We start from the raw sequence: 19,929 nt of genomic DNA, 5'->3' as shown, positions 1-19,929 counted from the left end.
AAGCGACCACAGCTTGCGGTCTCGTTACGGGGACCTTCACTCATTGAAGTTCATGAGAGACGCACAAACCGCGTATGAAACTTAGGAGCCGGTCGGGCGACGCACCCTTTCTGAAATATGCGTCAAAGAGCACCCCTTCGCGGTTTCGCGCGACGAACGCGCCGTCTTTCGATGTGTATGCGCAGATGAACGTCGCGGCCGAATTCGGATTACTGCGAATGGCACGCGCAGTCGCAAAGCCATCCCGCTGTGGCATCATCAAGTCGAGCAACACCACGTCGGGCGACCAGTGTCGAATAATTTCCAAGGCTTCGCTGCAACCTCCCGCGACTCTTGTTTGAAGCCCCTCTAACGATAGGCATTCGGCCGTAGCGACGGCCGCCCCTCGGTAATCGTCGACAATGAGCACTCGCTCTATTAGCTCAACTCGACGTTGCGTCCAGTTTCCTAGTTCGGTCACCATCGCGCTCTCCCTTTGCCGCCTGTTCACCACGTGCATTATGCAAGGCGGTCGTCCCACTCGAATGGCGCCAAGCGCACACTAATGAATATCATATTGCGCTCGCTCAGAGGTCAGGGTTCGAGCACGGGTCCGATTCTCTGCTGAATTCGATGCACTCGATGACGACGGACAGGTGTACAGCGATTCGAACTTACGGCTCGTAAGTAACTAGCGAGGTGGCAAATGATGCAAGCCCAAATTTCCTCCCTACCAGCAGGAGCTGAAAGCTGCGAGAATGAACGCAGTTCGCGTGCATTCCTCAAAATGGTCGGGCGCGGGATGTCGCCGATGGCCAAGCTCGACTGCGACCGAACCGCTCAGAAACCCTGCCGGGATAGTGCCCTAAACGGGCCTTCGACATGCGCGATTCGGTCTTTAGACTATCACCAGCTCAAGCGTGCGGCTTCACACTGTGATGGTGATGATGCTTCTTGTGGTGGTGCGTCTTCGCAGTTGCTGCGACGGGAACTGCGAATGCGGTGATGAGAAGGACAGCAAGTGTAGTCTTGAAGACGTTTTTCATAGCGGCTTTCGTTGAAGGGACGGTAATTTTCGACTTACCCGAATGGGCAGTTCCTTGTAACCGGAACGCCCACCAACGAACTCCTAAAGGAAAGGGTGTCGCGCCAGTCCGACAAGCGTTTTTCCTACTGGCGCGGACGGCAAGGCACTCGCTTCACCGCCGCGCGCCCTCTCACTAACCTGCCGACACTTGAATCCTTCTTGGCTTCGCTTCTTCCCGACGCGGGATAGTGAGTGTCAACACGCCGTCCTTTAGTGACGCCTCGACCTTCGATGTATCAAAGTCCTCGCTGACGGTAAAGGTCCGGGCAAAGTACGGTGCCCGGACTTCGGTATGTGCGAGTTGCAGGTTTGCCGGCACGGGAACCACCGATTCGGCCTCGATGGTCAGGCTGCCGTCATGTACCTTCACATCGAGCTTATCCCTCGAAACACCGGGCAGGTCGGCCCACAGCGTGACTTTGTGAAGGTCCTCAACGATGTCCACACTTGGCGCCAACGTTTGTCGGCGACGCGCCTCCGTTGCTTCTTGCCGTGCCACGGCACCTTGGCCGCGTTCCGTGATTTGCGTATTCGTGTTGTCGCTCATGGTGTCACCTCACTGTACAGTAATCGAGCGCGGCTTCGAGGTCTCGCGCTTGCCAACTGAAATCAGAAGGCAGCCATCGATATACTTCGCTTGGACCTTGTCCGGGTCCGCCTGCTGCGGGAGTTCGATAACTCGGCGGAACGAGCCATTGAAGCGCTCCTGCGCATACTGTCGGGCGCCCTCAGGCAAATTCTGATAGCCCGTAGTTCTTTCGCCAGCGATAGTGAGCAATCCTTTGTCGACGGACACGTCTATCTTGCTCACATCCAGGCCTGGCGCGAATGCAACGATTTCGACTGAATCTTCAGTCGACCCGACGTTGATTTGCGGGAACGTTCCGACACGCGTCGAACGAAGACTGGTAGGGATTCCGCCAAACAGGCTGGACATCTGGCGCTGCAGTCGGTCCAGTTCGCTGAAAAGGTCCGGTGTGGTGAATGCATCACTCATATGCGCTCTCCTCTTGCGGCGGGCGGGGGAGCTGCTTACGCGAATCAGCCCAGCTGCCCCGATGCCGCGGACAATTAAGTTGAAACACGCAGCGCACGCGATTGCGAGCGACTGCATTGCAACGCCAACAATAGTAGCGGCACGTTAGTTTTCAAGAGCGTCACCAAAAAAGTTTTCCGAGCTTGAAAAACACGTACCTTGCCCATATCCTCCGCGCCACCGTACTGACTAGGAGGACGCCGTGGAATTTGATACGGATTGGCGCACGCTTGGCAAGCATCGCATTCGGCTTCGCTCGGTCAAGGGTTTTCCGACAGAAGTCATGCATCAACTGGCAGATGTGACGCGACTAGCCATTGATAACAACATGAGCGCACGTGCGCGCGTTGTTGACATCGTACTTCGGGAAGAGAAAAGCTACGACATCACAGTCGGTTCAACCTTGCCGGACGACCGCATTTGCGCGCCGCAGCTCGAAGCAGCCATATCAACAGTGATGGGGCTGCCGGCTGAGAAGGTGAATATCTTCGTGCAGACTGGCGCCCAGGAAGAGGTCGACTTGCACTTCGGCGTCTACGAGAGAATGCTAGCGGAAAAGTTTGGCGCGGCGCCGCCTATCCAGTGACATACAAGCGCACTTATGGACGTTCGCGCTAAACATTCGAGAATGCTTATTGACGCATGCGCTTGTCGTTACTAAATTCTGGTTCGTCAAGGGCAGTTAAGCGACGGTTGGCTGTGGGATTTGACTATTGGACGTCGTACCGAAGATGACGCGTTGCATCCATGCTATTTTGGAGAGTGCAAGGACTCAGTCAGCGAAGAATCATTCGCTGAGATTCCGACGGGTAATCGACCAAGCGAATTTGAGGCTCGCAGATGCGAGGAAGCGTTGGCAAACTTCTTGGGAGGTAAGTCTATCGAAGGTGAACAGGAAATTGGGTCGTCAAGCGCATGACAGTACCGACAAGTCAGTCGGATAACTGCGTTTTATCTTAGAACTAGCAAAGCGAGTCCATTGTTGGGCAAACATCCCGGCTTTCGCCGGGGCAAGTGATTTTGGCATCGCCGCGAGCCGCAGCTTGAAGTTCTGCGGCTCGCATTCGTTGGGCTGCCAGCCATACCGCTACTTCAATGCCGCTTCGCGGAAGACCTTCCTGCTCTCGCAGGGCGCATCGCCGAGCACATCGACAGTCCAATCAACTGACGTAAACGCAGGCTGTCGGTGGCGCTTCTTAAGAATCAGTATGTAGTTTTCCTCTATAGTATGGCGGTCGGCTTTCCAATCACTCTGGCGCTTTCGCCCGGCCGCCGTCTCGCATCCTCTCTTCCGCGAGTGTGAGAACCGATTCCAGCTCGGCCAATCCGACCGGTTTTGTCAAGTGCGCATCAAAGCCCGCAGCCCGAGTTCTTTCTCGGTCCTCCACCTGACCAAAGCCAGTTACGGCCGCGACCACCAGCGCGTCGTTGCGTGCAACTTCACGCAGGTGCCCTATAGCCTCGTAGCCCGTCAACAAGGGCATTGAGAGGTCTAGTAGGACCAGGTCTGGGCGAAATGAAGCTGCTATGTCGATTGCCTGTGCGCCGCTATAAGCTCTCAATGCCTCGTGACCGAGGGCTTCCAAAAGCATCCACATGCTGTCCGCCGAGTCGTGGTTGTCATCCACTACCAAAACCTTTACCGGCCGGCTACACGGCCGCGCTAGGTGTTCCTCAGGACTTTCGAACTTCGGGTTCTCTTTGTATGCGGGTAGCCAGACGGTGAATTTGGTACCGCGGCCGGGGCCCGGGCTCACCACCTCGATGCGACCGCCATGAAGTTCGACAAGTGAGCGCGCTAGCGTCAACCCGATGCCGAGGCCACCTTCTTCCGTGGACGCATCAGGGTCCTTCTCTTGCGCAAACAGGTCGAATACTAGGTCGAGTGACTCGGGCGCAATCCCGCGACCATTATCCTCAATGGAAATCGAAATCATCCAGTCGACGTGCAGCGCCTCGAGCTGAATGAGCCCGCCCGCCTGGGTATATTTCGAAGCGTTGTCTAAGACGTTGTAAATGACCTGAACGAGCCGTGTCACGTCGCCGTTGACGATAACTGGCTCGTCTCCTGGCATACGGACGTCGAGCGTTTGGTTTTTGGCTTCCACCTTGGGCCGAACAGCTTCGACCGCGCGGTCGATGACGTCTTGGATGGCGACGGGTGCCGGCGTCACTCGAACTTTCCCCGTGGTAATGCGCCCGGCATCAAGAAGGTCGTCGACAAGCCGGGTCATGTGCGCGAGTTGCCTGTCAACGATGTCACGGGTGCGGCGGAGGATGTCTGGGGTGGGCAGCGACTGCTGTTGGAGAAGGCCGACCGCATTGCGTATTGGCGCCAGCGGGTTCCTCAACTCGTGTCCCAACATCGCCAAAAACTCATTCATCCGGCGGCTCGAGGCTTCAAGTTCCTCCAGCCTACGTCGTTCCGTCATATCGCGAACAACCTTGGCAAAGCCGAGCAGTTTGCCATCCCCGTCACGAATTACGGAGATGACAATGCTGGCCCAAAAAAGGGAGCCATCCTTCCGTACACGCCATCCCTCTTCCGAATACTGTCCGCTACTGAGCGCCCGATGCAGCACTTCCTCGGGCCGACCTTTCGCACGTTGGTCCGGCGTGTAGAAAACGGAGAAGTGCCGCCCGATGATTTCGTCAGCAGAATAGCCCTTGACGCGCTGAGCGCCAGGATTCCACGTGGTAACGATTCCATTTTCGCTGAGCCGAAAGATGGCGTACTCGCGGACGGAATTAACGAGCAGCCTGAACGTCGCATCGTCGGTCGGCGTCCCACTGCTCACAACCCCCGGATGCCAGTTCGACGAGCTGTCGATGTCGGTCATCAATTTGGCCTTTATAAGTTTAGATTCGGGTTCGCAGCAAGCGAACCGTCGTACCTCGCGAGCGACAGCACTCTCCATCGGACGGGCGCAGGGCGCGAACGAGAAGAGCGGCCACGAATAAACCAGCGAAGCAATCGGAGTGCCTTCGCTTACAGCGAAAGGCGTTCTCTGCGTTCAGGAGTTGCGCCAGGGCCTACCCCGGCGAAAAGCAAGACACTTATCAGCTACCGGGCAGGGCCGTGAGCCATCAATCTTACGCAAGCTCGCCGCTGTCCATAACGCGTGGCTTGATTACGCACCAAGCGTCGCAGAATGAGGGTACAACGCCTACAATGAATGCACGCTCACTGCCTTCAGCCTGAATCAGAGCTAACATGCAGGAGTCGTCTGAAATGTCCACGGTCGAGCGAGTCCAACGCGCCGGTTCAATCGTCACTTCCCAGCTTGACGCCCGCTCCCAGCGCTTTCCTGACTACGCTGCCGAGAATGCGGCGCTGCACGCTCTAAGCAAAGCGCTTACTGCGTCGCCGAGCGCGATGCTGCAGACGTTGGTTGATACGGCCCTCGCCCTCTGTCGGGCTGGCAGCGCGGGAATCAGTCTTCACCAACACCAGCCAGGTCAGCCGGAGACCTTCCGTTGGGTAGCCGTGTCCGGTCGCTGCGCTCGTCTCGTCGGCCACGTCATCCCGACCGACGAGAGCCCCGGCGGGCTGGCGTTCCGCTTAGGTGCGCCTCAGCTCATATCTTCTCCGAAGCGGGTTTTCCCGTGCCTTTCGGTGATTGAGTCAGACGTCATCGAAGAGCTCGTTGTACCGGTCCCCGGCACAGCCGGACCCCGGGGAGCGCTTTGGGTCCTCTCTCATGATGGCGAGGTGCGGTTTGACAGCGAGCATCGTCGCATCCTGACGAGCCTGGCCGATTTCGCGTTCGCTGCCTTGAATGTTGCGGACGCGAAGGCCGACGCTGAGGCGCGCGCCGAGGAAGCCGAAGCGGCCAGAGAATCGCTGCTGCAGGTCGAGGCCAACAAGGACAATTTTATCGCGACTTTAGCTCATGAGCTGCGTTGTCCACTTGCGCCCATCGATGCAGCGCTCGAGGCAGCACAGAAACTTGCGGCCGGAAATCCCGCAGTGCTTTCGGCCCTGGCCCTCGCGCATCGTCAGGTTCAGCAGATTAAACGGCTCGTGAGCGATTTGCTCGATGCGTCGCGCGTCCGGCACGGCAAGCTTTGTGTCAACCTCGATTACTGCCTGATTGGTGACATTGTCAAGGACGGCATGGCCGCCGTCGGCGAAGATGCGAGAAGGCGCAGACAACATTTGCGCGCAACCTTGCCGCCTTACCCCGTGACGGTATATGCCGATTCGGCTCGGCTCACGCAGATTGTCTGCAACGTACTGTCGAACGCCGTGAAGTATACGCCTCCGGGCGGCGATATTGATTTGCTCGTTGAGGCGCCCGACCCAGACGCGATGGCGGGTGACGAGCAATCGAGATGGGATGCCGTCATCTCGGTGACGGACACTGGCATTGGCATCGCGCCAGAACTATTGCCGCGGGTCTTCGAGTTGTACGCGCAATCGCCCTACCTCGGAACGCGTGCTGACGGGGGCTTGGGCTTGGGACTTTCCGTCGTGAAATATCTCGTCCAGGCGCATCATGGCACGGTGACAATCGCGAGCGACGGTGAAGGCAAAGGAACACGGGTCACAATGCGACTGCCCGTCGTATGCAAGACCGGCATTGGGCATTCCGCTCCGACCTCTCACGGCATTCCGCCTGCTCGAATCTTGTTGGTCGACGACAGCTGCGATGCGACAGAGGCGCTCTCAATGCTGCTGGCGCTCGATGGGCATGACGTGCGGCGCGCGCTATGCGGCGCCGACGCGTTGGCTATCGTCGACTCATTCGCACCGGATGTCGCATTGATTGATGTTCACATGCCTGGGATGGACGGTCCGACGCTCGCCGGTCTGCTTAAGCAGCATCCCAAGTGTTCGACGACTCGACTCGTGGCTCTTACCGGAGACGCTGCACCGACCGAGCGCCAAGACGGAATATTCGACTGCTACCTCGTGAAACCGCCTGCGCTCGAGGACCTGAAACATGTGTTGCAAGTCGAGCAGCCGCCGAGACCACTGGCTGACGGTAGTTGACGGCGTTCTGCCTTTGACCACGAGCCAGCGAATTGACAGGCCAGCATCATGGCCGTCTTCGACATCGCCTTTAACTCTGTTCTGAGACGACCGGTGCGTAGGCAGTCAGCGGTCCTACGGCGCCCATCGGGAAAGGTCGAGGGTCGGTCGATACCGAACAAGCCGCAGTGCACGCTAGCCAACTTTGAAAGAAAGGCATTCGACTTCCATCCCGTCGCAACCTTCGTCCGCTTGGGGGAGCAGCCGCGAAGAAGGGTGAATTCGAGTCCTCCCTCGCTCAGGAAGTTCAAAGGGCGATTCGGTGCCTCTGACGCGCCAGATTTCGGCCGCCCCCGTTCAGTAATGTCGCCGCTGCTTCGACGTGATGGACCACGTTTCTTCCATTTCGTCTGCGGACAGAGGGCATAGTCTTTCGGCCAGCTATACTTGCCATGGCAGAGACAATTGTGCGTCGCAGCATGCAGTTCATTGCACTCATCCTGAGCTCCGCAAAGCACAGAACAACGCGTCGTTTCTCGTCAGTGACCTCCCAGGAATTCCCGTCCTTCGCCACCTGGTCCAACATAGCTAGCGGGCGCACCGGCCTTGCGCGCTGATGCTCAAGCACCGGCGCGATACTTGCATCGGGGTTGTGCGCGGGCTTGTGAGTCCGGCAGTGCGGCCGAGTATGCGATTGGAGCACCTCATGAAAACGATAAAAATCGACAAGCTGCGGCCGACCCAGCTTACACATGGCCTACGGGAAGTCCGCGAAAAGGCTGAGACGTACCGAAAGCTCAAAGGGCACGACCTAGAGATGGCTATAGCTGAAAAGCCCGTTCCCATCGTGTACGGGCCTGGATGCGTCCCGTACGCTATCGACCATCACCACATCGCCGCCGCCCTTTGGCGAATCAGAATCGAAAGTGTGCCGGTCGTGCTTGTAGAAGACCTCTCATCCCTTAAGCGGTCAGAGTTTTGGCTCACGCTTGAAAACAATCGGTGGGCGTACCCGTATAACGCTCAGGGAGACCGGGTGTGGTTCTCTGAAATGCGCGAACACATCTGGGACCTCGAGGACGACGAGTTTCGTAGCCTGTCTGCGTTCGTTCGCGACGCCGGGGGATATGAAAAGACTTCCGTCCCGCTGGAAGAATTCCGTTGGGCCGACTTTTTCCGACGGACGCTGCCCTCGCCGGGCGGCGATGTTGATTTTCAATCGCTGGTTAAAAAAGCGATTGAGCTGGCCAAGAGCAAGGCCGCAATAGGTCTTCCCGGTTACATCGGTCCGGAAGATTAAAGCCCAGGTGGATGGACGGCGAGGCCATGGCGACGTACTTTGAAGTGGAGGAACGGATGAGTCTAATGCTTCGTATCTTTGGCGAAGGACGAGACCTCGACACCCTTCAGATGGCCGCGCGCACGGTCGCAGTGTTTCTCAGCGCGTTAGTCTTTATTCGCATCGCGGGTCGACGCTCATTCGGACAGCGTTCGCCCTTTGACTACGTAGTCGCAATCCTGCTTGGCGCTACGCTGAGCCGTATCATCGTGGGCGCCTCACCTGCGATACCCACCGCCACTGCATCGCTCGTGATTGTCCTGATACATCGGGCCCTTGCCTGGGCGTGCGTGCATTCTCCGAAGTTGGAGCGTCTAGTAGCCGGGGCAGAGCGCGAGGTTTACAAAGACGGCAAGTTCGACGATTCGCAACTGTCTGCGGCGCTCATTACGAAAACCGACGTGTACGAGACTGCGAGACAGGAATTACATTGCACGGGACTTGAAGACGTCGAGTCGGCGATTCTCGAACGCAATGGACAGGTTAGCCTCATTCGCAAGCCGAAGACCGCCAGCAGCGAATAGTTACTGCGAAGACCGATACATTCGGTTTGCGACGGTCGAGCATAAAGCGACGATTCGGTCCCGCGCTTCCATCACTAGGTCTATCGAGAGCGACGAACGTCGGCCTGTCGACCTGCGCACCGTGCCCGGTGTCCCTACCGTCACGCGCGGTTGGTCTGACGCGCACTTCCTGGCGCTGGTCTCCGGCACTTGCTCGCTATCCCATCGCGATGACAGCCCGGAAAGACGGCTCCGAAAAAGCCAACGTCGACTTCGAGCCAACGGCCCCCTCCTTTGAAGACGAGCACCTTCGACGACGCGGAGAGGCGAAGCTCGGAGGGTCGCCAACCGGGCTCGAGAAGACGTCCGAGGGTAGACGTGCAGGCGCTTGACTCCCACAGACCAACGCCAGCTCCCTTTTGATGTTCCGCCAATGGTCCCGACATGAACAGGTTAGAGTTCCGCTCGAATCGCCGAATTGCGGTGTGAGGCCAGAATGTTTATTTTATTGGCACCAGTAAGCCAACGGCAAGGCTACCGGACAAAAATTAGACGACCGCCGTTCCCTGCGCAGGATATCAACGAATGAAGACGCGACAATCTTGGCCGACTGATTCTTACCACTGCACGGGCTGGGAAGGCGAAATGGCAGAGCGTATCGCCGCCTTCGACTGGAGTGACACGGAGCTGGGTCCCATCCAACGCTGGTCCCCCAGCCTTCAATCAGAAGTTAGATTCGTATTGGCGTCGCCGCTGCCCTTGGTCATGCTCTGGGGCAGAAAGGGCACAATGGTCTACAACGACGCGTATGCAGTGTTTGCCGGCGGTCGCCACCCCTTCCTCCTAGGCAAGCCTGTTGAGGACGGTTGGCCGGAGGTCGCCGACTTTAACCGGAACGTCGTTGACACCTGCCTTGCCGGAGGGACGCTGTCCTACAAGGATAAGGAGCTCACCCTTCTGCGCAGCGGAGCACCTGAGCAGGTTTGGATGGACTTACACTACTCCCCGGTGACTGAGGACGATGGCCGTCCCGCTGGCGTCATTTCAATCGTTTTCGAGACCACAGAGAAAGTTCTGGCCGAGCGAGAAAGGCAAGTCGCCGAAGACAAGCTGCTGAACCTCACACAGACATTAGAAGAGCGCGTCGCCGAGGCGGTCAAAGCACGAGTAGAAGCCGAGGAGCGGTTTCGACAGGTGCAGAAGCTGGAAGCAATCGGGAACTTGACCGGTGGTGTAGCGCACGATTTCAATAATGTGCTGCAGATACTATCCTCGAACCTCGAACTTGTTCGACTGGCAACGCGCCAGACCGCGAACCTTGAGGGTCGTTTCGACGCCATGTCATCAGCCATTGGCCGGGGAAGCAAGCTCGCGTCGCAGATGCTCGCATTCGCACGCCGACAGCCGCTGAACCCGAGGGCGCTGAGCCCCACGAGGCTGCTGGAATCAATGTCTGACTTGATGCTGCGTGCGCTTCCTGAATCGATAGCCCTCACGGTTACCGTTTCGCCCGACGTCAGGAACATAAACGTAGACCGCAATCAGCTTGAAAACGCGATATTGAACCTTGTCATCAACTCGCGGGACGCAATCAACACGTCCGGACGGATACAAGTCGACGTGCGGAACTGCACCGGTGAAGACCGCCTATCGATGGGTTCGAATTTGCCTTCCGGTGAGTTCGTTAGGCTCTCAGTGACCGACGATGGCAAAGGAATGTCTGAGACAGTTCGGGCCCGTATGTTCGAGCCGTTCTATTCCACGAAGCCAGAGGGGCAAGGGACCGGCCTCGGGCTCAGTATGGTCTTTGGCTTTGTCACGCAAAGCGCCGGATTTATTGATGTTCAAACGGAGCTCGGAAAAGGAACCACGATTTCCTTGTACTTCCCGGCATCCGACGGGGAAGAAAGCACCGACGAGCGTCCGGCGCACGCGCACGCCTTGCACGGTGGCGAGACCATTCTCGTCGCAGAGGACGATTCAGAAGTACGCCTCGCCGCAATCGACATGCTTGCGCAACTTGGCTACAAGGTGCTGTCGGCACACGATGGTGACTCCGCGCTACCAGCGCTGCAGAAAGGCCCGCCTGTTGACTTGCTTTTCACAGACGTCGTAATGCCAGGAACGGTGAGAAGCAAGGAACTTGCAGCCATCGCTAGTGCACCGCCTCATCGCGCAGCAGTCGTTTTCGCGTCAGGATACACGCGGGACATCATCACCCATGAGGGAAGACTCGACGACGGCGTTACCCTACTGGCTAAACCCTACAGCCTCGATGAGCTCGCGAAGGCGGTGCGGCTTGCACTGGACTCTCGAGACTGACGTGACTCACCGCGCTATCAAACAAAGGCTGTTGCGCACGTGCCGGTTTGCGTTGGAATTGTGTCAGTAAATAAATCAAACTCATGCTGTTCCTCTAATATGCGAGGAACACTACTTCGCAGAATGGAAATGACACGACCGGCCCATGAAGCTTGGCGATGGACCTCACGTACTTTTCTGGCTCGAGGACGCTCACTCGTAGTCGATGACAACAGTATCGGCGCCGATGCACTCGCGGCCTACCTCGAGATGAGCAATCACAAGGTGACCGCAGTTTATGGAGGCGCAGCCGCAATCGCCGCCAGTGTGTGGAAACCGGACGTCGTCCTGCTCGACATTTCAATGCCCCGCATTGACGGCTGCGCCGTCGCTCGCGCCCTCGGAAGCAACCTACGAACGGCGGCTTCGGTGATTCTTGCTCTCTTGACACCAAGATGCCACGGGTGACGGGGCTTGAAGTCCTAAAGGCGATGCGAGCGGACCCGACGCTGCGGCGCATCCCCGTAATTGCGCTCACCTCATCTCGAGAGGAGATGGACATTGCTCGAGCCTACGAGCTTGGTGTCAACGGATATGTCGTCAAAGCGACTGACTTCCGCGACTTCCGCCGCACATCTCGGGCATTCGTTCCATGTGGGGCCACTTGAATGAAGCCCCGCCGCGCTTTCGCTTACGCGCGGAGCTCTCCACTCCAATTTGAGTGCGCAATCTGCGCAGTAGTCGAACGTCCGGCCGTCGGGCCGTCGGGCCGTATAAATCCTGTCGCTCCCCCGCCTAAAAGCCTCTTCTTTGCTTCGGCCGAGCTCCGCCGTAAGCGCTCGCGTCTGCTCCGTTAGCGCCCATTCGTTGCCGACTGAGGCGATGGGCGTTAAGGTGCGTAAAGACCGCGCGTCGCCCGTCGATTTCTCGGGATTGCTCGTCAGCCGATATGCATCGGACATCCTAGATAACTGTTGCGTTTGTTGAACCAAGACGTCGCAGCAATCAATGGAAGGATTGGCTCTCATTCCCAAAAGGTAAGCCTTACCGTCAAGCTCATGGTGAGTCTGAAAAAAGAGGCGCAATGGGATTTTGTTGCGCGCAAGTACCTTAAAATATTTATCGCCAAACGACCTCTCTTTAATATTCATCAAATGCGCAGGACAAACGCTTCACGCAAGCCAGTGAGGAAGTCCGTCTCACCGCTACTTGCATCACTGGTTCAGGCAGGCGATTCGAGCATCGCGAACTCGCTAATGCTTAGAAGTTGGATTGCCTTAGATGCATTACATAGAGGCGCGGCTACGGCAAACCAACTCACACTGCTCGCGCAACAGCTCTTGATTTCTGAAGAGCTTTGTTTGTCCGGATACCAAAAGTCAAGGCTGCAGTCTGTGCGAAAGGCTCATGCCGCGCTCGTTCAGCTTGACTGGAATACCCAGCCGAACAGCGATTGCAAAGCGCCCGCGATTGAATACGAGGCGTTGCGGGAAGCGCTTGTTGTGTATGACGCTCAACTGCGTAGCGCGCCCCGAGCTCAAGTACGAGCCGCGGAATCTATGACAATCAGCCGCCTGCTCGACCATAAAGCTAAGGGAGAGCAGGTATAACCCTTCGCGTAAGAGACAGACTAATTGGTGTCGCCCATTCTCGGAAGCGTCTGCCATCACGGCGGCGGGGTTGAAGCGCGTGGGCCTGACTGTTCCCGACCGGGCTACGGGCCGGCGACGCGCTTAAGGTGCTGCATCTTTGAAAATCTCAACGCGCGCTCGACCAGTCTGCTTCGCTAGATACAGCGCCTTGTCGGCACGCAAAAGCACGTCTTTGCGTCTTTCGCCCTTCCTAACATCTGTCACGCCGGCGGAAAACGACACCGAAATGGTTTCGGACCGACGGTCATGCAACGTCGTGACCGGTAACGAACGAAGCAATCCATCCAAGGCATTCTTAGCGGCGTCGACCTTAGTCCTCGGCAGAACCACAACGAACTCTTCGCCGCCAAGACGGCCAACGAAACCACGGTCGCGGATGCTAGCCCCGCAGTGAGCGGCAAAATGGCGCAAAACGCAGTCGCCGGCTTCATGTCCAAAGCGGTCGTTAATCTGTTTGAAATGGTCGAGGTCCAACAGGGCAACGCTCAGGTCGGTGCCCTCGATTGTCGCGCGGCGCATTAACTCGTCCAGCGTATCGAGTAGGAAACGGCGATTCGGAACTTCAGTGAGTTCAGCCACCTGACTCAACCACAGCGCTTTGTCCCTCGAGGCCACCAGCTCCCGCTCGCTCATTTTGAGGATGGTCATATCGGAGCCTGACAAAACAATCCAACCGCTCGGCAGCAAGGTCTCCGTGCACCAGTACCACGTGTCGTTTGTAAAGTCGACTGGAAACGCGCATTGCCGAGGATGAGTTGTTGCGACGCGGCGGCGCAACTGTACGTCCTTGACGAATGACGGGGGGTCCGCAGCATCGATGCGCACTCCCTTTTTGTCGCGCGCGGCATCGAGAATGATGCTAGAGAAAGTCGCTACTTCGCCCGCATTCAGGTTGAAGGCGGCGAGGAAGGCATCATTCGCGAAGCGCAGGTAATCTTCTTCGTCGTAAATACCGAGAAAGGAGTCGCCAGAAACCACCGCTGCTACGAGCGCGATGATAGCTTCCGACATATCGCTGCGTACTTCTAAACGACAAATTCTAGGAGGAACTTTCATAAAAACTATCTTCTAATCCTCTTGAGCGTTCGCAGCGAAGAGGAGCCGCTAATAATCGAGCTCCTTCCTCGTGCGCAGCTTGCAACCATCCAAACTGACCTCTTCACACGCAATCTCGAGTTGGATGCCGGTGCGGCGTGCGATAAGCCACGGAACGCCTGCATGCCCAAAATGGGTTGTTTCCCCGGGAATTCAAACAAACCGGCCCGACCTGCTTGAACAACACCGCATCTCTGACATGCGTGACCGCGTGCGTGTGACCGGATGCTTCGCGCCTTCGACTTTGAAATCCGACCAACATCGCAGACTCATACGGGAGCGTTCCCGGCAGGACCAAGGACGTCATCGACCGGCAACTGACCCACATCACGCGGTTGGTCGATGACTTGCTCGAAGCAGGAAGCATCACGACCGCGAAAGTGAAGGTACAGACGGCGCTCATTAAAATTTAGTGCGCCTTAGGCCGCGCCGCCGAAGCTCTGAGGCCAGAACTTGATGGCAAAGAGCAGAAACTGCACTTGCGCGTTCCCCGATGAACCGCTTCTCGTCCAAGGTGACCTAACCCGTCTGATTCAGGTCTTCCAGAATCTCACTTGATAAAGCTTCCAAATAAAATTAGAGAAAGAGCGCCTCCTGAGAAAGGCTTTCACGAAGCGCTCGCCTGACGTGGTCGCTCTTGGATGAGAATGCGCGACGCACCGCTCGATGCTCATACCTGCAAGCAAAATCAACTACTGCCTACAGTCCACACCTCCGAGCCGGTCGTTCAACGCGCGGTTGTCGGCCCGTGTGCGGGTCGCTCAACGCCGCTCAAGTCTCGTCGACTTTCATTTTCGTTGGGCGCCAGAAGCGGACCCGGGTGCGCCTCCGCCAATGGCCGCCAACCCAATCGTCTCAGACCCGTCCCGCGAGGCCGGTCGGTCGACGAGCACCTTCGGATAGCAACGCGAGTGAGCTATGTTTTTCGGCGAGACATCCCAGCAGCCTTGATGTGGCCAAGGAACGTCGCAACATCCACGGGCTTCTCCACCACCATGTCGGCCCAGCCATTAGCTTCGATGTTTCTCGCAGCCGACCAGAGGATAACGAACGCATTTTTTAAGCGCTCGTCTTCCCGGATGGCACGACAGACAGCAACCCCATCCATCGCTGGCATCATGAAATCGCAGATTATGATGTCCGGTAGATGCTCTCTCGCCTCGGCCAGACCCGCTGGTCCATCGAACGCCGAGAAGGGAGAAAAGCCCTCCGCCTCTAGCATCATTGACCAGACCGCACAGATGTCGCGGTCGTCATCTATGAGCAAAATGGTAGAAGAATCCATAGTTTGCAAATATTGTGGTTGCCCAAACGAACCTGCGATGCAACGCCTGTCGCAACGAGCGTACCGCCCCTTACGTACTAGCCGCGACTAACGCGTGCCCCTATCGCCCTTGATTGCTGAAGCCGCTTTCATCCACTATTGCGCACGTCGCGATGGAGTTTTCCGCTGAAGTGGCCGTGCCGCACCGAGGGTGCGCGCCGAGCGGCGAATTTTTACGTGGCCGCAGCACCGACTGGAGCCCTTAAGTAGACTCTAGGCTGTCGCATCCAAGCACCTCTGGCATGCAGGTTGCGGATAACCGGCCAACTAGACGTCGCGCCTGGCAAGCCCGCATCGCGAGGGAACGTGAGGACAAAAATGACCCGTACCATAGAGCAATCCTTGCGTTACGCAGTGGAGAAGTGGCTCGGCTTCAGGCGTCTACGGGCCACGAGAATCACCGCATCTCGTCGTTCGGCAGCGACCGGAAAACGGTATGTTTGTATCGCGACGATGCACGGCGATGAACACTTTGCGCTTTTCTTCTTTCGACATGACGGCGGCTGTTGGAGAGTCTTCCCGCCCGCTCGGACGATGCCAGCAATGGCTTATGAGAGGTTAGCTGCTTGATAACCTTGGATTCCTAACGGTCTGCTCACGCGTTCCGCTGGTCGTTCACCTAGAAACTCCGTTTTGTCCATTATTATCCAATCCCGGGGACGATGAGTTTCGAGGCTTGGTGGCCGCTACCGAAACCGCCGGGACCTCCAAATGTGGCGCTCCTGTTAAAGGCTGGTGTGCGATTTCACTCGACATCGCCCCCTGAGAGTGACGAGGTCGAATCGCTTGCTTGTCATGGAAGCCCTGAAGCTTTCGAAAAGGAAAGCGGCCGTCGGCCCAGTTCTGCCTGGAACAGGCGGGCCAAGCGAAAAACCGGATGGCGACGTCAGGGAGCGACGGCCGTCCATCTCATCGACTGACCAACCGCCCCTCGCGCTGTGAGCCGTATGACTCGGGAGCCATCATCAAAGGTAAGGCATTCAATCTCGACGCCATCGGCGAACTCGTTTGACGTATCGCGACTTACCCCAACATAATGTTTGAATGAGAGGCCTCCCTCACGTAGAAGGTCAGCAGGACGTGCTTCGCTCTCGTGTTGATTGTTCCTTTGCCATCTGTTGAGCAATGTTGCAGCGATTTCAGCGTCATTCATCGGTTGTTGCCCTCGGCGCCTTGATAGCAGCGCTTCCAGTTTCTCTCGTGTCCGAAGGTAGCAAAATTTGTGCAGCGCAACAAGCAGAAGGCGAGGCCGCCTCCGCCATCGAATCGTCTGGAGAAAAGGGCGCCGGAGGCGATGGCATCCATTGTTTACCAGCGGAGCGTTGAGACGGGCGCCGTTCGCTCAGCTAAGTGCACTCTTCACAGTGTCTCGCGTCGGCTGTTTTTACCGGCCATTTGAAAAAAGATGGCTGCTCCGTGCTTCTTTCCGTTGTCGCCAATCTCTGCGCATAGTATCTTCGGCATCGGGGAAAACACTTAGGTGGCGCGCTCTAATGCTTGGTATCTCCGTGTGGTCGGAAAGGCGAGCCGGTGGCTTGTGGGCCTACCTTGGCATCGTCGCGAAGCCGGTCGTTATTATTTCGATTGGCTACTGTGCGCTTTCGAATTTCAGTTTCCAATCGGCAGCCGACGGCTCCCTTTCGATGAACCGCGCGGCCGAGGTCGGGCTCGTGTCCGTGACCTACGCGAAGCAGCATGCGGAGGACGCGGTACTGTTCAAACGAGTCGGACCGACGTTGTTCGAATATCGCGTTAAGCACCCATTGGTCGGCTACGCAGGCATCCCGTGGCTTGTATCGCGCAGGACGAGCATTGACCTGGCGGACCGTTGCGAAAGCATTGGGACGGAGGGATGCAAGCTAGAGCAAAATCAGTAACGTCGCACGTAATGTGCACAGCGAATCAATACCGGAATTCAGCTCGCTCGATTCCGATTGTCGCTGCCCGCTCAAGGGTCCTCTGCACGCCCATGGCATCGGACCAACGGCGTTATTATTGGGGTCCACGATGTCTTGTGGGCTAACCGGCTCGCCGAGTTCGCAGGTTTTACGACCGCATTCTCGACTGGCATGTATAGCGCCACGCGCAGCCAAGGCGCTCGCAAACCGGCGCACATAGACCGAAGCCCTCGACCTTCACGTCCCGCGACATTGTCGACCACTAGGGTAGACACCGAAATAAGCAGTACAAAGGGGCTGCTCTTGCGTCGCCGATTGCAATGCGGGCCTCCTTCAGGCGATTCTTCAGCGGTGCTCGTTACTTCAATAAATCAGCCTCCTTGTGCAAATCAATATGAAGGTCTGTCCCTCCGCTAACTTCGTTCATTTCGTCACGCCAGAGACCCGAGCAAGGCGAACCCGCTTTCCTTGAAAAGTTGGATTGCCGTCGACGCATTACATCGCGGCCGGGGAACAGGTATGCACCTCATATCCGAGGGGCTATCAAGGCGGAATATCAAAAAGCGTGGCTGGCATCCGTCCGCAAGGCTCACGGCGCACTCGTGCGGCTCGAATGCCCCCCAGGTTCGCGTTCGCCGTGTTGTCAGTCGCCGCGCTCGCATCGAAACGTTCCATGCCGCGCACGGCTGCGTGTTCTGGTATCACGCCCGAGCTTCCATCCGGGCCTGCAATACACGCGTTCGCAACGCGGTCCTCGTGATGTCCGATTTCTTCAGGCTGTAATAGCCCATAGCCCGAATCGGCTCAGAAAAAAAATCTATGCGCCAGGTCCGCCATACCAATCACGATTTCAAGTGCGATAAGGCCGATGACATACCATTCGAGGCGGTGAACGTGCTTGGTTTCCGCGATTTCGGCCAGGGTTTGCGCAGTTCCAGAAATTAACTGCAGCTTGCGTTCAAGCGCGGCTTGTCGCTCGTGCAGTTCATATTCGTCCTCCAATAGTGCATAGAGGCCGCCGAGCTCCGGGTGTTCCCAAAGGGTCTCCGGCTTGTCGCCGATTTCAGCCCGGCCGACCATGCGGTGTTCGATTAGGAGCATCCCGCCAATTTTTGATAGTAGCGTTTTGGCGTCCGCGCTCACCTTTCCTGTTCTTGCCAGTTCGGATGCCAACGGAATGATGCTATCGAACTCGCTCGCCGTCTTGTCTTCGTACATCGACAGCACAAGGCTTTTGCTGAGGCTGTCCGCTATCACTTGAGCCTTTTCCAACGTCAGCGCATCGAGCCAGACTGCACCGCCTTGCACCCCAACGTTCGTCTTGCCGCTCTGGATGGCGATTTCTTCGAGCTGAAGCCGCCCGTAAGCGTTATACAGCAACGGGGCTAATGAGGAGAGAAACCGTTGTTCATCGTCAAGCGACACACCAAAAAACACGACGACTCCGTACCTGAAAAGAACGGCGATGCCGTCGGTGCGCCCTATCGTTACCGTCAGCGGTGTGGTGGCGAGGGAATCGGTGATTTTGAAGTTCTTGAGGTCAATCCGGTCGGCGACGAGATGCGCTCGGGCCTGTATCTGCGGCAGTGACGTTATGGCGAGATTCAACATATGGTCACTTCAATCCGCGTATGTTCGCTTGAGCTCTGCCATGCTTGGGTCGACGTGCGCAAAACGCGCCGTGCGCGCCGTACGCACGAACAAGCGCTGCCAACAATCGGCGCTGACGAAATTCTTGCGTCCAATTTCAACTCGCATACCCAACTTCTCAGTCACGAAGAAATATGATTGGCCACGGCATACCCCATTAGGAGGCCGTTCTGACGCTCCCATTTCGTGCTCCGCTCCCAAAATGTTCCTGGAGGGATGGCATTGAAGTCAGGAGGATTGCGTGGCAGCGGTCCCGCCTTTGTACCAGGCGGTGAGCCCGGTTCGTAGGCCGGGCGGTATTCGGGTTGGCATTGGCGTCTGCCCAAGCGCGTTTTGGCGGGAGCCTAGTTGACGACGTCGAAAACCGGTTAGCGTGCTTCAGCACTATCTCTGTGGCCCACTGTCGACGCAGTAATATTGGCTCTAGGTGAACAGGAAAAGCCTCACAGCCGGCACCTATGAATTCACGCTACCGGCGAATTTCCGATTTTGTTTGAAGCATTTCGCGAACGCGCTTTGCCGCGAGTAGCGCAATAAAATCAAGAATACGAGCATCTTGGCGGAGGGCTTCCACGGTTTCCAAATATATCTCCGCCACCGTGTCCTCCGGTGTGCCGGTCGACATTGAAATGACGCGTATCACTTCGAGAATGCGCTCGTCGGCTTCCATCGATTCCTCCCGGCTGCATTCGGGGTGCAGGACTGTTCGGCCTACGCATATCGCGGAACTCCACTCTAACTCAGGGCCGTCCTCATCGCACTCTCAGAACTGCAAAATAACCAAATTGCCCCATCTCTGCCGGACGGTCACATGACAACGGCATTTGCAGGCAAATCCTCGTTCGGTGGAAAGTGCGCTGGAAAGTGAGCCGTTAGGGACGCTCTGCAGAACACGGTTTCAGATGCAGACATGTAGGCGTTGGGGCAGTTCTTAATCCGGCTCAGTCCGTCAACGACAGCGGCGATGGGCCCACGCTTTGTGCCCTCAACCAGAGTGCGGAAGTGACTTCAAGCTGCAGTGTCCTTTACGCTTTGCGTAGCGCCTTGCGCATCATCCATAAATTGCCCAGCGCAAATAATGTGGTGATCT

Annotated in this window: 17 protein-coding genes; 9 read left to right on the top strand and 8 right to left on the bottom strand. The window is 57.2% G+C overall.

Annotation, left to right across the window (positions count from 1 at the left end):
- Nucleotides 1–40: 40 nt before the first annotated feature.
- From AWB76_RS36870 to AWB76_RS36860, 3 genes are all read right to left on the bottom strand, one after another.
- Nucleotides 41–463, bottom strand: a complete 423-nt coding sequence (locus AWB76_RS36870) for a response regulator (RefSeq protein ID WP_063936439.1) — start codon at nt 461–463, stop codon at nt 41–43.
- 736 nt (nt 464–1,199) lie between these two features.
- Nucleotides 1,200–1,613, bottom strand: coding sequence for an Hsp20/alpha crystallin family protein (locus tag AWB76_RS36865; protein ID WP_061165014.1), 414 nt, complete (start codon nt 1,611–1,613; stop codon nt 1,200–1,202).
- 9 nt (nt 1,614–1,622) lie between these two features.
- Nucleotides 1,623–2,063, bottom strand: a complete 441-nt coding sequence (locus AWB76_RS36860) for an Hsp20/alpha crystallin family protein (RefSeq protein WP_061165025.1) — start codon at nt 2,061–2,063, stop codon at nt 1,623–1,625.
- 241 nt (nt 2,064–2,304) lie between these two features.
- On the opposite strand from AWB76_RS36860, the gene AWB76_RS36855 reads away from it, so the two are divergent.
- Nucleotides 2,305–2,688, top strand: coding sequence for a hypothetical protein (locus AWB76_RS36855; protein ID WP_061165013.1), 384 nt, complete (start codon nt 2,305–2,307; stop codon nt 2,686–2,688).
- A 661-nt stretch (nt 2,689–3,349) separates the two neighbouring features.
- On the opposite strand, the gene AWB76_RS36850 is transcribed toward AWB76_RS36855, so the two are convergent.
- Nucleotides 3,350–4,942, bottom strand: coding sequence for a hybrid sensor histidine kinase/response regulator (locus AWB76_RS36850; RefSeq protein WP_167357808.1), 1,593 nt, complete (start codon nt 4,940–4,942; stop codon nt 3,350–3,352).
- A 392-nt stretch (nt 4,943–5,334) separates the two neighbouring features.
- Between AWB76_RS36850 and AWB76_RS36845 the strand changes: the two genes are divergently transcribed.
- The 7 genes from AWB76_RS36845 (at nt 5,335) to AWB76_RS41350 (ending at nt 12,830) form a co-directional block, all read left to right on the top strand.
- On the top strand, nt 5,335–7,098 hold the full coding sequence (locus tag AWB76_RS36845) for a hybrid sensor histidine kinase/response regulator (protein WP_063936438.1): 1,764 nt from the start codon (nt 5,335–5,337) through the stop codon (nt 7,096–7,098).
- Nucleotides 7,099–7,783: 685 nt separating this feature from the next.
- Complete coding sequence (locus tag AWB76_RS36840) at nt 7,784–8,377, top strand: ParB-like protein (protein ID WP_061165024.1); 594 nt, start codon at nt 7,784–7,786, stop codon at nt 8,375–8,377.
- 44 nt (nt 8,378–8,421) lie between these two features.
- Nucleotides 8,422–8,940 (top strand): DUF421 domain-containing protein, encoded by a 519-nt coding sequence (locus AWB76_RS36835; protein WP_374729976.1) that lies wholly within the window; start codon nt 8,422–8,424, stop codon nt 8,938–8,940.
- 624 nt (nt 8,941–9,564) lie between these two features.
- Nucleotides 9,565–11,241 (top strand): ATP-binding protein, encoded by a 1,677-nt coding sequence (locus AWB76_RS36830; protein WP_082864616.1) that lies wholly within the window; start codon nt 9,565–9,567, stop codon nt 11,239–11,241.
- A 99-nt stretch (nt 11,242–11,340) separates the two neighbouring features.
- Nucleotides 11,341–11,688: a response regulator gene (locus tag AWB76_RS43180; protein ID WP_082864615.1), complete on the top strand. Its 348-nt coding sequence runs from the start codon at nt 11,341–11,343 to the stop codon at nt 11,686–11,688.
- Entirely contained in the window at nt 11,676–11,888 is a 213-nt protein-coding gene (locus AWB76_RS39880) for a response regulator (RefSeq protein WP_074171487.1), read from the top strand. Before AWB76_RS43180 ends, AWB76_RS39880 begins: the two co-directional genes overlap by 13 nt.
- A 390-nt stretch (nt 11,889–12,278) precedes the next feature.
- Nucleotides 12,279–12,830, top strand: coding sequence for a hypothetical protein (locus AWB76_RS41350; RefSeq protein WP_157696306.1), 552 nt, complete (start codon nt 12,279–12,281; stop codon nt 12,828–12,830).
- Between the two features lie 123 nt (nt 12,831–12,953).
- Here AWB76_RS41350 and AWB76_RS36815 read toward each other — a convergent pair whose 3' ends face one another.
- Both AWB76_RS36815 and AWB76_RS36810 read right to left on the bottom strand, forming a co-directional pair.
- Nucleotides 12,954–13,928: a GGDEF domain-containing protein gene (locus AWB76_RS36815; protein ID WP_082864614.1), complete on the bottom strand. Its 975-nt coding sequence runs from the start codon at nt 13,926–13,928 to the stop codon at nt 12,954–12,956.
- A gap of 955 nt (nt 13,929–14,883) precedes the next feature.
- Nucleotides 14,884–15,252: a response regulator transcription factor gene (locus AWB76_RS36810; RefSeq protein WP_061165006.1), complete on the bottom strand. Its 369-nt coding sequence runs from the start codon at nt 15,250–15,252 to the stop codon at nt 14,884–14,886.
- 1,574 nt (nt 15,253–16,826) lie between these two features.
- On the opposite strand from AWB76_RS36810, the gene AWB76_RS36805 reads away from it, so the two are divergent.
- Nucleotides 16,827–17,168: a hypothetical protein gene (locus tag AWB76_RS36805; protein WP_157696305.1), complete on the top strand. Its 342-nt coding sequence runs from the start codon at nt 16,827–16,829 to the stop codon at nt 17,166–17,168.
- Nucleotides 17,169–17,993: 825 nt separating this feature from the next.
- Here the strand turns inward: AWB76_RS36805 and AWB76_RS36800 are convergent.
- Both AWB76_RS36800 and AWB76_RS36795 read right to left on the bottom strand, forming a co-directional pair.
- Nucleotides 17,994–18,800 (bottom strand): RMD1 family protein, encoded by an 807-nt coding sequence (locus tag AWB76_RS36800; RefSeq protein ID WP_061165004.1) that lies wholly within the window; start codon nt 18,798–18,800, stop codon nt 17,994–17,996.
- Between the two features lie 508 nt (nt 18,801–19,308).
- Nucleotides 19,309–19,509, bottom strand: a complete 201-nt coding sequence (locus AWB76_RS36795; protein WP_061165003.1) for a DUF3562 domain-containing protein — start codon at nt 19,507–19,509, stop codon at nt 19,309–19,311.
- Between the last annotated feature and the right edge of the window lie 420 nt (nt 19,510–19,929).

Source organism: Caballeronia temeraria (assembly GCF_001544795.2).
GTDB lineage: Bacteria > Pseudomonadota > Gammaproteobacteria > Burkholderiales > Burkholderiaceae > Caballeronia > Caballeronia temeraria.
Note: the sequence above shows the minus strand (reverse complement) of the source record. Positions and strands in the feature narration are given on the sequence as shown.